The sequence below is a fragment of the Neobacillus niacini genome (genome assembly GCF_019749295.1).
In the GTDB taxonomy this organism is placed as follows: domain Bacteria; phylum Bacillota; class Bacilli; order Bacillales; family Cytobacillaceae; genus Neobacillus; species Neobacillus niacini_D.
Window position 1 is genome coordinate 146,774 of the sequence record NZ_JACWFG010000001.1, and the last position, 16,023, is coordinate 162,796.

Consider the following 16,023-nt stretch of genomic DNA (forward strand, 5'->3'; position numbering starts at 1 on the left):
TGCTTTTTTGAAAGTAAATACCATTGAATGTCGGTTATTACATTGAGAATAGCCTATATTAATGAGAAAAGACCTGCTTACTTAGTTCTAAAGCTCAAAACAGCTTATTCCACGTTAAAATCGGCTTTAAGATTTTAACAACAATCTTTACGAAAACAGCCTTAATGAAAAGTGGTCCTGTAAGATGACGAAGACCAGGACCACTTTTTTTCTTATTTTATCGGCTTAAAATCTCAGTAGTTTTTTTCCTGAATTCTTTTGCACCTTCTTCAGGGGTCATTTCACCGTACATAACCAGTTCATCAATGTCTGCTAATGCCTGTAATACTTCAGCAGATGATGCCGGGAAGTTGCTGTCAATTGGAGAGCTGTTTTCTGTAACTAATGAAATGTAATCAAAGACTTTCTTATCTGTTTCACTTAGGTTTGGTGCCATTGCTTCTCTGATTTCCTGCTTAAGTGGAACACCACGGTCAGAACCGCCGATTTCATAAACTTTGATATTGTTTAAGAAGAAGTTGATGAATTTAGCTGCTTCTTCTTTATGTTTCGAAGACTTTGGAATCGACCATAGCATCGCAGGTTTTAAGAACATTCCTTTATCATTATTTTCACCAGGCAGCATGGTTAACTCTAATTGCTTACCAGCGGCACTTGAAAGGGCTCCAACCTGATTTGACCAGCGGAAGTCAAAAGGAGATTTACCATGAACGATCAATTCATCTTCCACACCCTTAATCTGTTGAATCACATCATACCCAGGGGCTGTTCCGGAATCGACCATTTCCTTATTCATTGCATAATAATCTTCTAATAATTTGTCATCTTTATATCCTAAATCTTTTCCATCTTTGCTAAACATCTTGAAACCTTGTTCCCTCAAGTAATACTCAAAGATATTCTTTGGCTCTAGTAATCTTGTACCATAAGTACCTAATTCCTTATGAACCTTGTTTGCCGCGGCTTCATAATCTTCCCATGTCCAATTTTCATTTGGCAGTGGTACCCCTGCTTTTTCAAGCATTTCTTTATCATAGATCGCTGCCAGTGCGTTTGTACCAGTTGGAATACCAAGGAGCTTACCATCCTTTGTTCCGGATTCCATGATCGTATCACTTACACCTTCTACATCAATGGTTCCCTTTTCAACAAATTCTGTAAGGTCTGTTAAAAGCTCCTTATCAGCATATTGATTTAAATATTCACCAAAATTTTGCTGCATGATATCCGGGAGATTGTTACCTGCTGCCTGTGCAGCCATCTTTTCAAAATATCCATCAAACCCTGTAAATTCTGGTTCAATTTTAACGTTAGGATTTTCCTGTTCATATAAATCAATGATTGCCTGTGTTTGGTCATGTCTGCTTTGGGATCCCCACCATGACATTCTTAACGTAACTTGTTCGTCACCTTTTTCTTCTTTTGGTTTGTCGTTTTCATTCCCTGCCTCATTTGAAGCTTTGTTTCCTGAACAAGCACTTAGGACTAATGTGAAAATAATCATTAGTACAAAAAATAGATTCTTCCTTCTCATCCTTGAACCATCCTCCTCATTCATTTTGAAAACGCTTTCTATATTCATAATAAATTATCTGATTATTTAAAAAAACGGAAATTTCAGATATGTGGATGCAAAAATCAGAGGTATTCGATGAAATCTTTGAAAAAAAAAAAACAGTTGAGTTTTTCTAAAAAACTCAACATCCTAACCTAGCATTAAATTATTTTTGAATTCTGAAGGTGTATATCCTGTCTGTTTTTTAAATACTTTACTAAAATAGGTAGGATTATTCCCAAATCCAACTTCTTCTGCCACGGAAATCATCTTAATTTCTTCCTGGCTCTCGATAATTTCAATCGCCTTTTCAACTCTTCGATTGATGAGATAGCTGGAGAATTTTTCGCCGATTTCCTTTTTAAACAGCTTACCTAAATAGTCGGAATTCATATAAAAAACATCATGAGCAATCTTGGATAAGGAAATTGATTGATCGGAAATGTTAAGTTCTACGTACTCTAAAACCTTGCGTATGACATCACTTTGTGTTTCCTTCGTACGGGCATAATTTTGCTGGGCAATCTCAAAAGAAACACTATCAATGAAATCTTTATACTGACCTAAGTTAGTAAACTCTTGAAAATAAATGATTCGTTGAAATAGTTCATCCATCATTTCTTTTTTTGCCTGCCGGATGATGCTCATAAAGATTTCCAGACAATGTGATTTGGCCATGGTAACATTTTCCTTTTTTAGTTGTTCAAAAAAACGTTCTAAATAATGTTTTACTTCAGCTATATTCCCACTTCTAATGGAAAAAATAAAATCCTCATGATCAAATGATTGTACATTTTCAAAATACGACTCATCTTTATGCAAATCACTAACGGAAATAATACTTCCGTTTCCTAAATAAAATCGCTGCGATAAACAATCGATCACTTCATGATAGAGCTTTCTTAGTTGACTGATGTTCCCGGCACTGCTAATGCCAGTGGTAAAAGGCAATTGATATAGAGGGGCAAACACTTCTGTTATCTTCTTTATTTTTTTGATCAGACTCTGATCCGGACTATTTTCACATACCAACACAACTCTTTCACCTATGGTTGTACAAAGCTGGATGCTTTGGTTGTTATTTAAATAATCTACGGCAATCTCTTTCAAAGCAAAAACAGGCTCGAAATCATGGTCTTCATCGATCTCGAAGACGACTAATTTGATTTCCTGTGAGCTCTCATTAATTTCAAACAATTGACTAAAGTACTCCCACTCAGACAGCCCATATTTTTTATTTGTAATAAACTCCTTTAAAAATTGCTCTTTTGCTTTGGGCATGACATCCTGTAGTTTGCTTTTGATATTGGCTACAATCTGTTCCTTCCCTTTTTCCTCATTTAATTCTTCAATCACCTTTCTTAATGCATCTTCTATTTTTGCTTCGTTGCTCGGTTTAAGTAAGTAGTATTTAACATTATATTGCATCACGGTTTTCGCGTATTCAAATTCGTCATACCCCGATAGAATAATGAATTTAATGTCCGGAAAAATGGGGTGAACCTTTTCAATTAATTCTACTCCCGTCATACCTGGCATTTTAATGTCTGTAATCACAATATCAGGAGGATTTTCCATAATGAAATTAAAGGCTGCACGACCGCTTTCAGCTTTGTTCACAAGGGTTGCCCCGCAGTCCTCCCAATTGACAAGACAAGCAATCCCTTCAAGAATATTGATTTCATCATCTGCTATTAGTACCCTATACATGATTTTTCATCACTCCATCTGCGCAAGGTAATGTGATAATGACCTTCGTCCCTTTACCTTTCTTACTTTCCATGTGAATACCGTAGGAACTGCCAAACATCAGTTTAATTCGATCATTAATATTCCGTAAGCCGATTCCTGTCCCCTTCGGTTTTACCTCGCCTGTAAAGATGGCCAATGTAGTAGCTTCATCCATCCCTGGTCCAGTGTCTTCTACAACAATCTTAAGATTTTCATCATCAATAGCAATACTGACGGTTATATGACATCCGGTTTCCAATACCTCCACACCATGTTGAATGGCATTTTCAACAATCGGCTGAATAGAAAGCTTAGGGATTAGGTAATGTTCAATATCTGGTAAACTATTTAATGTAAAATGAAGCCTGTGATTGTATCGATATTTTTGAATCGTAATGTAATTCTCAACGATTTGCAGCTCCTCTTTAACAGAAATGAGTGGAGCCTTTTTACTAATAATATTTCTCATCATATTGCCTAGAGCTTCAGCCATAATATAAATTTTCGGTTGTTTATTGATCTTTGCCGCCCAATTAATGGAGTCCAAGGTGTTATATAAAAAATGAGGATTGATTTGTGCCTGCAGCGCCCTATATTCTGTTTCCTTGATCATTAATTGCTTTTCATAATTTTCTCTAATAAGAAGATTTATCTTTTTCATCATGGTTTCAAAGTCTTTATGCAACTGTCCGACTTCGTCGTTCGAATACTTTTCTTCACGAAAGTCCGATTGTTCAATTCTTCCTTTTTGTGCTTGTTTCATTTTTTCAGTTAATCTTTCAAGGGGTTTAGATAAAGCTCCTGCGGCTCTTCTGCTGAGGAATATCGTTAAGAAGATCATCAATAATAAATAGAAAACCATCCAAATCTTAATGATGTTCGTTTGTTCCGTAATATTATCAAAAGGAAGGAAGTGATAATAAGTCAAATTCGAAAAGGCTGATTTTTGAAAGGCAGCTAAATAGTCTTTTCCATCTATATTCATCACCTCGTAACCGCTTCCATTTTCTACATCAGGTATCGTATATTTGGTAAATTCACTAAAGTCACTTCGATAAACGATTTCATCATCTCTAACGATGACAAACCCATTATCGGATGGAATTTTTAAACTGCCGTGAATCAGCTTGTCCATATCGACGGTAATCATTAATGCACCTAAAAAATCCAGGCTTAGATTTGATTTATTTCTAATGATCCTAGCTGCTGTAAGTTTATTTTGATTTTCCAGGGGAATCCACACATTTGCTCCTTCCATAGATAACGACAACGGCAGTATTTCCTCTGGATTATGTTTTATTTTTGTATTGTACCCGGCTATGTAAGTTTGATTGTAATAGTCAATAATTTGAAGGGAAGAGATATACCTTTCTTGTGTTGCATAGGTAACTAACCCCTCGATTAATTTATCTTTGGTCCGATATGTTTCAAATACTTTAGGATTCTCTATAATACTCTTTAAAGAATTTTGAATAAAATTATCAGTACTAATTCGAAAAGAAAGCTGCTCAATCTTGTGTAACTCTTTATCTAAAACTGCAGAAGTCAATTGAAGGCTTTTGGCTGATTCCTTATAAATTTCATCTTCATACATTCTTGAAAAATACTGAAAAGCAAACACTCCTATGAAACAAAATATGAATAATAATAACAGCATGATTGAAAAGATCTTATCCTTGATTTTAAGGTGATAGAAAAAAGGTCTGATTCTCACTGTCAACCAATCCTTATTGATAGTATTTTCTTAATATTTCGATTATAAAGAATAAAATCCTTCTTTATTATAGGATAATGACACTATTTAATATATTCACTTCTTCAAAAAAAGAAGGTTAGCAGGGAATTAGCCCCTTATATTCACACACCTTTTGTTACATTTTGTTTTTGTTTGATGCTTTTATTGCTCATTTTATAGACAATCATAAACACCACAACCAATCCTGCTACTTCACCTATCGAAGCAGCTATGGCCCCGTTGATTCCGTTCCAATGCGGGAAAAAGTATACAAATAAAGATAGACTAATAAGGACTGCAATTAAATTCATCACTTGTGAGTATACCATCCGTTTAGTTTGTCTCTGGAGCATCAGGAATCCATTTAGAAAGTCTACTATCGGATAGACCAGCGTTTTTAAAATAAAGAATTTTAATACACCCAATGTGGCTGTGGATAAAACGGTATCAGCCCCCATTACAACCCCCATAAACCAGCTGCCTAATGGTGAAAAGCATAACACGGTGAGGAGAATAGAGGGAGTAAGGCCTATTAACAAGGTGAAATTGACCACTTTCTTTCTACTTTTTTCATAAAATTGCAAAACGATTTGGTGTGTGTACATGAAGAAGCTTAAAACCAGGTTCGTTATACTATGTGCCAGCGCAAAAGAAGCAATACTCATTTGAATATTTTCCGATTTAGCCAGAAAAACATAAACAATTGGGATTAGTATAGTTTGAAAGATGAAATAAAAAACTAATGGAGTATAGAAGTGAAATATATCTGTCTTCTGCAATTTAAAATCTTTCTTTGACAGGGGATATTCCTTAATCAGGAAATGCCCCTTCCAAACACTAATGAGACACTCGATGATCATCCCTGCCAAGAAAATCAATGCCCCGCCAACACTCGATATGTAATCCAGGACTACCAATAAATATGAGATTACAAACATTGTAATGACTCGTATAATTACCCCGATTGTCACCCATTTTGTTTCAAGGTGATTGATAATAATGCCTTGATAAATTCCACGTATCCCCGAAAAAATTAAGACTAATATGATCACTTTAAATGTGTTTGAAATAGTCTCTACCATGCTTTGATCTGCATTGAAAAAATGAACGTAAATCCAGTCTCCTATCCTGCTAAAGGCCAAAATGGAACAAAACAGCACAACGATTCCCAATACATACATTAAAAATACCGTTAGTAGTTTAAAAGATTGTTTGTCTTTCACTAAAGCTGAACTTGTTTGTCTAAACACAATGATGGGTCTTTCGACGACTTGAAATAGAGCAAAAGCTACAGCATAACAAGCAATGATAAATGCGGCATCTTCTGCGCGTGTCAACGTACCATTGATAATCACATGTGTTACGGAGGTTAAACTGGCAGCAAACCCTAATGGGATGAAAAAAGCACTTAACTGCTTATAGGTTACCTGGCTTTTATTGCTGTTCAACGCAAATTACCCCTTCCTTTTTCAGATAATGATTTAACGAAAAAATAACAACGTTGTTATATATCATACAGGATAAAACACGAAATAACAATTAGTTTTCAATCTATTCACAAAAATCTGAATTTATTTTATAACGATTGCTCGGATACTCATACTTATTCGCATTTAAAATGCTATAATGTTAACAACGTTATTATGAATGTTTTTCCGGGGGAATCTAGATGGGAGTAACAATTAAAGATATTGCCACTATTTCAGGCGTTAGCTTTTCCACTGTTTCAAAAGCCTTAAATAACAGTCCACTTGTTAAGCCTGAAACAAAATCAAAAATCCTCAAAATAGCACAGGAAATGGGCTACGAACCCAACTTTGCCGCTAGAAGATTGGTTTCAAAGGAAACGAAAACCATTGGCTTGGTCTGGCCATCGATTGAAAGAGCAGCGCTATCTACACTCGTCACCAAAATCAATGCCGAAGTTGAAAAGAATGATTACTCAATGATCTTATCCATCAATTCCACCAAATCAGCGGTTGACATGTTTAAACGTTTTCAGGTAGATGGAATTATCATTTTTAAGGAAAATGATGACTCTTCGTATTTGGATACGTCATATTTTTCAAATATTCCTGCAATCTCTTATGGCGATGGGAATCAAACGGGCATCCCTTTTATTGATGTAAACTATAAAAAAGCCATGTATCTTGCTGTCGAGTATCTTTACCAATTAGGGCATCGGGATATAACTTATATTGGTGATTTTTCCCTTGGCGATTCCAGACAGACGGAAAAATACGAGGGTTTTAAAGAAGCGATGAAACACTTTCATTTACAATTAAAAGCGCAAACCTTATTGAATACCGGCGGGTTGGATTGGCAAAGTGGTTACCGTACCACCAATCGCTTATTAGAGTCTTCCAATATCCCATCTGCCATTATTGGCGGGAGCTATGATTTAAGCGGCGGTATCATCCGTGCGATAAAAGAACAAAACCTAATTATTCCGAAGGATATTTCTGTTATTGGATATGACAATATCCCTCAAATGGGAGATTTGGAAACTCCGTTAACGAGTATTGGTGTACCAGTGGATGTCCTGGCAAAAAATATAACGGATTCTCTCTTTCAACAAATTCAGCAACCTGATTCCGTCCCTTTGATTCAAAGGTTAGAGCCTGAACTTAAAGAGCGAATATCATGTGCGGCCAAAGTAAAAAAGGATTGAGCAATATCAATCCTTTTTATATTTTTATTTCTTTCTGGCTAAAATGGGTGCTTAGATTTTTTATATCTATAACTTGGCACTGGATTTGGAATTTCTGCATTATTTTTCGAACTGTTTTACGGTCAACATTTATTCTATACTTTCTTTTTAATTTTTCGATGGCCACAACAATAGGTTATTACACTTTTCTTATACATCAACTTGGAAGTTGTTAAGCACCTCAATGAAAGAGCTTGTAAACAAGTGGAAGAATAATAGAAGTAAGAATTGCCGCGGCACCCATTGCCACACTAGACACAGCTCCTTGTATTTTCCCTTCTGCCACCGCCTGGCTTGTACCGATACCATGTGACACAGTTCCAATTCCCAGACCTCGTGAGATTGGATCGTGAATTTTAAAAAGTGTTAAGCACCATGAGCCAAAAGCGGCTCCAAAGATTCCTGCAGTAATAACAAGTACTGCAGCTAATGTCGGATCTCCACCAATAATAGGAACAATTTCAATTGCGACTGGAGTCGTAACCGCCTTAACCGCAGAAGTTGCCTGTATCATTTCGGAAAGATTAAGCAGCTTTGAGATCCCTATGGCAGAAGCTATTGTTGCAAGACTCCCCACCGTTAACCCTACTGAAACCTGTATGGCTTTTTCCTTGATGACAAGGCGATTTTTATACATAGGAACTGCCAGTGCTACGGTCGCTGGACCCAGCAAGTACGTCAACCATTCTTTGGCAGGGGTATATTGTACATAATTTATATCAGCTATTCTTAAAATGATAATGACTAGTATTGTTGTTAACAGCACTGGAGTTGTAAAAGGGTTGGAGATGTGTCTATATAATACCCTTGAACCAATATAGATGAGTAAAGTTAAACTAATATTAAATAGAGTCAGACCGTACATGTTTCTTAGTCCCCTTTGATGATAAGTATTGTGTGATTCCAGAAGTTACAACTAATCCTATTACCGTACTGCCAACAATCATCAGAAGTAATTTCCAACCACTTGATTTAATTAAATCACCATAAGTCATTAGACCCACCGCATATGGAACAAAAAATAATGCTAGGTGTTTGATAAGAAACTCTGCAGCCTTTTCTATATAGTTTAATTTTACAATCCCAATAGATAAACTTAAGAATAATAGAATCATACCAAGGACACTGCCGGGTATAGGCAGGTTTATTAATTCAACTATGTAATTTGAACCAACATAAATGGCAATTAGCATAAGCAATTGCGACAAAAAGAGAACAGCATTTTTCATGTAATTCATCTTCCCTCCGTGTTGACTAAAACTATAGATAAAAACACTAGCTTAATATGATTGTTGTCATTTTGCTGAAAATCCTAATAATAGTTTACCAATACATATAGCTTATTACTTCATAAAAAAAAATGCCAAAGGAAAATTGTCTTCCTTGGGCATTTTTTTTAATTAGAATTCTGTCCAATCTTATTGACATCATTCGTAATACGATATTCTTTTTTGAAAGGATAAGTTACATTACCTTTTTCTCAAGCCTTACTTCCGCTTCCTTTTTTCTAGTTAATAGATTTGTTAATGCGTCTGGCAAAGCAATCATCGCAGGTAAAAAGATTGGCAGCAGTACAAAGCACAATACAATTAGTCCTGTAATAACGGCAATCGCCAATTCAGAAAGTAGCAGCATTCCAGAAGGCATTAGTGTAGCAAATGTCCCTCCAAGGATGATGACTGCTGCAATAATGACACCACCTATATGTCTAGAAGCCAGCACGATGGCCTCTTTCTGTGCCATATGAGGGTATTCTTTAAAACGCATCATCAAGAATATGCTATAGTCTACTCCCAAGGCGACAATAATTATAAAGGAGAAGAATGGAACAAAGGAAGAAATCCCTGCATATCCCTGCAAATCTATGAAAATATAGTTTACGATATACATTGCCGCATAGTAAGACCCTAAAAGAGATGCTGTTATGAATATTGGTGTCCAGAACGATCTGATGACAAAAAACAGTACTAGCAATACCCCGATAATGACGATCGTTGTCGTTCTATTAAGATCCCTGCTCAATATATCATTCATATCTTTTGTTGTGGCGCTTGGACCGGATGTGCCAAACTTAGAATCAGCAAGTTCTGTGCCTTTCAGTTCACTAGAAACTGCTGCATTAATTTTATCGATGGTACTTAATGCGTCCTCTGAATAAGGATCATCTTTTAAGACCACAATCAGTTTTGTAATTTTTCGATCATTGGTCATAAAGGCATCTAATGATTTTTCAAAACCTTTATCAGCTAACGCTTCTTTTGGAATAAAGAAGGTTTTATTGGATTTGTATTGAGTTAAGAATCCATTTGTTTGCCCAAGTCCATCAGAAATTTGCGTTAGTCCGTCATTTACTTTTGAAAACTGTTGGCCAAATGCAGCAAATCCACTAAGGCCATCAACTAGCTGCTGCTGACCTGATTTCATTTGACCTAGACCATCACTGACACTATTCATATTGGTAACGATGGTGCCGATTCCTGTTGAAGCTTTAGCAAGCCCATCTTCTAATTGCTGCAGCCCATTTGCCATTTGCGATAACCCTGTACTCATGCTGGCAAGGTTTTTGTTTGCAGTGCCAAAGCCTGAAGATAAAGCATTATAATTATCATTTAAGGCTTTTATGCCTTCTGGAGTGATTTGCGCTAATGAACCGTTTAACTGATCAATTGTTTGCTTTAATGCCAAGTAATTTGAATCACTCTGAGAATCAGAATAACTCGTCCCTAAAGCATTAACCATGGACTGCATTTGAGATAGTGCACTTTTAACACCAAGAAGAGCCTGTGCAGCATCTTGATAGTGTGTACCCATTTCTGTATAGCCGGCCTGAATCTTCCCAAAATTATCAGCTAATAAGGATACTCCGCCGCTCATGTTTGAAAGATTTGTTTCTATCGCCGCTATCCCATTACTGATACTTTGTGAATTGCTAGATCCATCATTAATTCCAACTTGAATTTGAGTTAATCCTTTTGCTAAGGCGATCATACCTTCTTGAAGCTTTGCCGTACCGTCAACCATTTGATTGACCTGAGAAAAATCTGCTGCTCCTAACTTTTCTTGAGCCTGCTTCAATCCATCATTTATTTGATCTACACCATTTTGAGTTTGTGAAACTCCATCCGTAACAGTTCCCATTTGATTACTGATGTAAAATTCATCAATTTGCTCACCTTGAGGCTGTGTAACCGAAGAGACCTGCTTCACACCTTCAATGGATTTCACACTTTCCGTCACATTGTCTATGACAGCAAGAGCTTCATGATTATTTAATGCCTTACTATTTTCAATGACAATAGTGGCAGGCATGGCCTGGCCTTTTCCAAAATGTTCAGCAACAATATTAAAACCTTTCGAAGAAGGATACTTATTGCCCAGTTCTCCGACGGTATCAAAATTTAGCTTTTCCTGGTGCAGATACACCATAGGCCCTATGATTAACAAGGTAATTACCACGGTAATAAGCGGCCGCTTAACGGCAAATGAGGAGGTTTTTCCCCAATATTTATTTTCCTTATGCCCACTAATACTCTTAGAAGGCCAGAAAAGTTTTTTTCCAAGCACTTTCATTATAAACGGTGTTAACGTCAAAATTTCAAGCAATAGGACGGTTACACCAATTGCCACCACGACACCGGATTTATAAATTGGTGATTCTGCAAACACGAGGGCAAGAAAAGCAATAAAAACAGTAAGGATGCTGTAAGCAATGGTTTTACCTGCTGTTTTATACGTGTTTACGATTGATTCATCAATCGAATGGCCATGGGCAAGTTCTTCCCTAAATCGATTAAACAATAGGATATTATAATCGGTGCCTATCCCAAAGAGAATCAAGACTAAGAGCATTTGGGTAAGACTTGTGATGGGAAATCCGGCTTTATCAATTAATTGTGCTGCAATTCCCATAGATACAAGATAGGAGAACGCTACTGCCACTAATGACACCAAAGGAGTCACTACTGACCTAAAGGCAATAATCAATACGACTAAAATAAAGATTACGGTCAATGCAGCACTCTTCTCAACCCCTGCCATGGAAGCCTTTAAATAATCGTTATTGATAAAGTCTTCCCCGCTCAGGTAGTATTCGACAGGAACGTTTTTAAGCTTGCTGTCCAGTTCCTTTTGAATATCGTCTACTTCTCTGCCTTTCTTATCTAGCTTAAAGCTGACCATAACTGTCGTGCCATCTTCGGATACTAGAGAGCTTTTTGCATCGGGTAAACTAAAGGGATCAATCATATCCGTTATCCCAAGTTCTTTGTGACTATCGCTGATGGACTTTACACTATCACCAATTTTTGTCATTTCATCATTTGATATAGTATCTTTATCATAAAAAACGATGAGATTGTTCGTGCCTTTAGCAGTATCCATCTTTTTTAGGATATTATCTGCTATGACTGAAGGACTGTCATCTCCAGTTCCTTGCTGACCTTTTTGCCTTAAAATCGCATTGATATCAGGCTGAATAACTGTAAGCAAAATAGTAATAATCAACCATATTGAAAAAATCGCCCAGCGGCCTTTAATTATTTGTCTCACCCTTGTATCCTCCCCATTATTTTTAGCATGTTTTTCCTTATTGTTTTTTCCGGAAGGAACAAAACTCAAAGAATTTCTGATTAACACTAAAACAATATAACAGGGGACCCAAGGGTATTCAAAGAGCAAAATAAAACGAGTGTATCAAAATGAGACATTTTTAACTATTTGTATTATCCAAACACCACTTGGTTGAAGATTTCGAACAACTCTTCTTTCTGGTAATGATATTCTTTACTAATCCAATTCTGCAAAATGGTCATAATCGAAGTCGCATATAACTCGCACATTACCTCAGGATATTTGGATTGATTAATTTTGTCCGAAATGGGATCATTCTTTGTTTTTGAGTGTTCAAGTAATATATTGCTTGCAATGTTAACCATGCTTTTGAAAAGTATGTGCCCATCAGTCCCTAATAAAGTATTTTCGAATAACACAAAATTATCTTCTATATAATCAACCAACACTTTAAAAGTGTCAGAATTGGAATTTTCATTCAATCGAATAAGCTCCTCCGATAAATGATAAATAAAATCCCTTAACAGGCTGTATTTATCTTCATAATATCGGTAAAATGTCGTGCGATGAATCAACGCTTCATCACATATATCTTGAATCGTGATTGAAGAGAATCGTTTCGTTTGCAGGACACGCATAAAACTCTCGATGATTTGGCGTCGTGTGCGTTCGGTCGTATAAGTCATGGGACACATCCTTGTGGTAATTATTCTAAATGTATGTCACTCTTCTAAGCATCTTTAATACTAAATAATACTACATAAAAAACAGGAGAAATGCATCTCCTGTAGTGTTAAATAAGATTATTCTATTTTATTGCAGTAATGTGAGGTTTTGTATCCACAAGGATAAAAATATAAATTAAAAAAACGCTCAGATTTTTATATCTGAGCGTTTTTACTTGCTATTTATAATGATAAAACGCTGTTGGAATATATGCTAATTAATTTGTTATTTTGCAACGTTATTTGCCTTTTTCTCCCCATCAACTGAACCCGTTAATTGGATCTGACGTCTTTACATTTTTGTATGATTACGCTAAATAAAACACTTCCCGCAGTGGTCTGATCGGATTTGGTTCATTAAAATCGAAGGAGCCTTTTACCATCTTTGAAGTAATGGCATTCCATCGGTTGCAGGCATCACTCAAGGCTATATATTCAAACGCTGCTTCTACATCAGTACATTCGAAACAATAAAAAAATTGATTTCCGTTTTGAAATATAGAATAGTTCCTTATACCAGCATTACTATGCTCTTCAAGAATTTCTTGCCAAGGATCCAAGTGTAGATTTACATATTCCTCAAGGTATTCTTCTTTAATTTCCCATGTCCATGCAAACTTGTTGCTGTTTTCCAACCTTTTTCATCCTCCTTTGGTACTCGGGTATTTATTAAATTAATTGGTTTAATGGCTATCTGACTATATTTCTCCTTTTCAAGTTAGAGGGCTTGATTACAGACTTCTTTTCCGTTTCTCAAGAGTGGGTTAGCTGTTCCAAGCGTTCCCGTAAAGGATTTTCATTCCACTCTTCCCAGGTTAGATTTACTTCAGCAAGGATTTTTTCAATCCGTTTACGGAATGGTAGACCGTCCTCTCTTAGTTGTATGATCATTGGGTCCTCTCTCCCCTGGAGCATTAGTTGCACCCAGGAATCTAAGTCGTTCTCAAAATCTTCCGTCAATTCAGGATGATTTTCTGCAAGATTAATTGTTTCATCCGGGTCAGCGTGTAAATCATAAAGTTCTCTAGGAGGACGGTTAAAAACACCACTATCAAGCGTCCGGATGTATTTAAATTTTTCAGTACGTATTCCTCTAGATGCCTGCCAGGCACACTCGCTTAAATAAATCTTAGAGTGGGTTCCCTCAACCTCCCCACGGATAGCCGGCCATAAACTAAGTCCATCCATCTCGCTAGGCATTGATATTTTATCTTTATAAAGTGAAGTTTGATTAGCCACTGCCTCTAAAACGGTTGGCATTAAATCCACTTGTTGAATCAGTCCGGTAACACGTTTTCCTTCAGGAATCTTTTCTGGATATCTCATAATTATTGGCACTTTGACTGTACTATCGTAAAGTCCACAATGATCCCAATATATGTCATGTTCTGTCAGACTTTCCCCATGATCACCAAAAAGGATTAAAAGGGTATCGTCTTTGATACCTAGTTCCTCTAAGTATGTATCGATTTCTTTCAACCTGTCATCTAAATACCTGATTTCAGCATCATATAAAGAATTTACATATTCAGAGTCAGTTATGGGACCAAGTAAATCAAAATGGTGATGCTTGAAAAAAGGATATGCAAGATGATTATAGGCTTGATCCATACTTTTATTCTTTTTATCATATGGATCTTTATTTATATCATAAAATTCAGGTATAAGTTCTTTTGGCGGTAGATAAGGAGTATGTGCATCCCAATAATGAAGAAATAAGAAAAAGTCTTCATCTCTATGTTCTTTCAACCAAGGCCTGGCTAATTCATTTATGGTTTTGCCGTCAATCCATCGGTTTCCCCCTACACTATTAATATAGTAGCGGAATCCTCTCGCAAACCATTCTTTCAACTGATATAAGTTGTCGACAGCACCCGTAGTAAACCCTGCTTGCCGAAGCATGGTAGGAAGCCATTCGGTTTTTTTAGATAGAGTGGTCAACTCTGAACCATGTGATACAACACCTGTTCGAAGACCCACTTTCCCTGTAAAAATTGATGTATGAGCTACCTCAGTTGGGATATCAGATGCAAAAGCATTCTCAAATAGTACTCCTTCAGAAGCTATTTTATCGATATAGGGACTTGTTGGTTTATTATAACCATAACACCCCAATCTATTGGCTCTAAGTGAATCTAGAGAGATCATGATAATTTTCAAGTGGTTATCCTCCTCTATACATGTTGTTTAGTTATATCTCAATATTCATTATATTTTATACTCTAAGACAAAAAATCTCTTTGCCTATACGGACAAAGAGATGGTCAATCACGCCATTCCATCGAATAAATTAATAAGGACTTTGAAAATTTCTTTCTGAAATATTTTTTTGATTTAATCTCGAGAACGCATGGTATGAAGACCACATAATTAACAAGGAAGTAAGACTGCCGCCAATAATAAAGACTAAACCTGGTAAAGACTTTAATATAAAAAAGATGATAATTCCTCCTGCAAACATCATAATTGTTGAAAGTGGTGAGACAATCATAAATGAAAAAGAAGTTTTGATAATCTTATATATTGATAGTTCAAAATGGACAAAAACAGGCAGAACATATAATACTGTTAAACCCAAAATTAGAGCAATCATAAGTAAAAAGTAATAAAAAAAGAGCATATGACCACTATGAAATTGTTGAACAAGTCGGATATCAAAGACCAAGAAAAAGCCAACAAGAGTTATAACAAGTCCCAAAAGGTTACTTTTCAAAAAGTACTTTTTGTAGTGTGACCAAAAAGTCTTAAAGATTGGTATTTCCAGGTCACCCATAACCCATTTACGAATCACCGCAAACATTGATGTTGTTGCAGGGAAAAAGCCAAAAAAGACTAAACCTAGTATTGAAAAAAGAACCCATAGCAAATTCAAATAGGCAAGGTTTAGTAAAATTACAGGTATTTTTAAGACACCACCTATAGATCCTCCCATTCATTCTCCTCCTAATATAATCTTTATCTCTGATATTATACTAAAAAAAGAGGGCTCAGTTTTTGA

The 16,023-nt window shown here is 36.1% G+C and carries 12 protein-coding genes; 1 reads left to right on the forward strand and 11 read right to left on the reverse strand.

The window, feature by feature from the left end:
• Positions 1–217: 217 nt before the first annotated feature.
• The 4 genes from H0184_RS00700 to H0184_RS00715 all read right to left on the reverse strand — a co-directional run bounded on the left by H0184_RS00700 (position 218) and on the right by H0184_RS00715 (position 6,469).
• Complete coding sequence (locus H0184_RS00700; RefSeq protein ID WP_221819837.1) at positions 218–1,534, reverse strand: ABC transporter substrate-binding protein; 1,317 nt, start codon at positions 1,532–1,534, stop codon at positions 218–220.
• Positions 1,535–1,705: 171 nt separating this feature from the next.
• Complete coding sequence (locus H0184_RS00705; RefSeq protein WP_221819838.1) at positions 1,706–3,265, reverse strand: response regulator transcription factor; 1,560 nt, start codon at positions 3,263–3,265, stop codon at positions 1,706–1,708.
• On the reverse strand, positions 3,258–5,000 hold the full coding sequence (locus H0184_RS27930) for a cache domain-containing sensor histidine kinase (protein ID WP_221819839.1): 1,743 nt from the start codon (positions 4,998–5,000) through the stop codon (positions 3,258–3,260). The genes H0184_RS00705 and H0184_RS27930 overlap by 8 nt, the downstream gene beginning before the upstream one ends.
• 143 nt (positions 5,001–5,143) lie before the next feature.
• Positions 5,144–6,469 (reverse strand): multi antimicrobial extrusion protein MatE, encoded by a 1,326-nt coding sequence (locus tag H0184_RS00715; RefSeq protein ID WP_221819840.1) that lies wholly within the window; start codon positions 6,467–6,469, stop codon positions 5,144–5,146.
• Between the two features lie 221 nt (positions 6,470–6,690).
• Here H0184_RS00715 and H0184_RS00720 point away from each other — a divergent pair, with 221 nt between their 5' ends.
• The gene (locus H0184_RS00720) at positions 6,691–7,692 is read left to right on the forward strand and encodes a LacI family DNA-binding transcriptional regulator (RefSeq protein WP_221819841.1); all 1,002 of its coding nucleotides are present in this window, start codon (positions 6,691–6,693) and stop codon (positions 7,690–7,692) included.
• A gap of 220 nt (positions 7,693–7,912) precedes the next feature.
• On the opposite strand, the gene H0184_RS00725 is transcribed toward H0184_RS00720, so the two are convergent.
• The 7 genes from H0184_RS00725 to H0184_RS00755 all read right to left on the reverse strand — a co-directional run bounded on the left by H0184_RS00725 (position 7,913) and on the right by H0184_RS00755 (position 15,957).
• Entirely contained in the window at positions 7,913–8,596 is a 684-nt protein-coding gene (locus tag H0184_RS00725) for an LrgB family protein (protein ID WP_221819842.1), read from the reverse strand.
• Positions 8,574–8,969, reverse strand: coding sequence for a CidA/LrgA family protein (locus H0184_RS00730; RefSeq protein WP_260631363.1), 396 nt, complete (start codon positions 8,967–8,969; stop codon positions 8,574–8,576). Before H0184_RS00730 ends, H0184_RS00725 begins: the two co-directional genes overlap by 23 nt.
• A 226-nt stretch (positions 8,970–9,195) precedes the next feature.
• Positions 9,196–12,279 carry an MMPL family transporter gene (locus tag H0184_RS00735; protein ID WP_221819844.1) on the reverse strand — a complete coding sequence of 1,028 codons (3,084 nt, stop codon included), beginning with the start codon at positions 12,277–12,279 and terminating at the stop codon, positions 9,196–9,198.
• A 173-nt stretch (positions 12,280–12,452) separates the two neighbouring features.
• The gene (locus H0184_RS00740; protein ID WP_221819846.1) at positions 12,453–12,986 is read right to left on the reverse strand and encodes a TetR/AcrR family transcriptional regulator; all 534 of its coding nucleotides are present in this window, start codon (positions 12,984–12,986) and stop codon (positions 12,453–12,455) included.
• 347 nt (positions 12,987–13,333) lie between these two features.
• Positions 13,334–13,660: an L-rhamnose mutarotase gene (locus tag H0184_RS00745; RefSeq protein WP_221819847.1), complete on the reverse strand. Its 327-nt coding sequence runs from the start codon at positions 13,658–13,660 to the stop codon at positions 13,334–13,336.
• A 118-nt stretch (positions 13,661–13,778) separates the two neighbouring features.
• Complete coding sequence (locus H0184_RS00750) at positions 13,779–15,185, reverse strand: sulfatase-like hydrolase/transferase (RefSeq protein WP_221819848.1); 1,407 nt, start codon at positions 15,183–15,185, stop codon at positions 13,779–13,781.
• A gap of 130 nt (positions 15,186–15,315) precedes the next feature.
• Positions 15,316–15,957 carry a YesL family protein gene (locus H0184_RS00755; RefSeq protein WP_221819849.1) on the reverse strand — a complete coding sequence of 214 codons (642 nt, stop codon included), beginning with the start codon at positions 15,955–15,957 and terminating at the stop codon, positions 15,316–15,318.
• Positions 15,958–16,023: the final 66 nt, after the last annotated feature.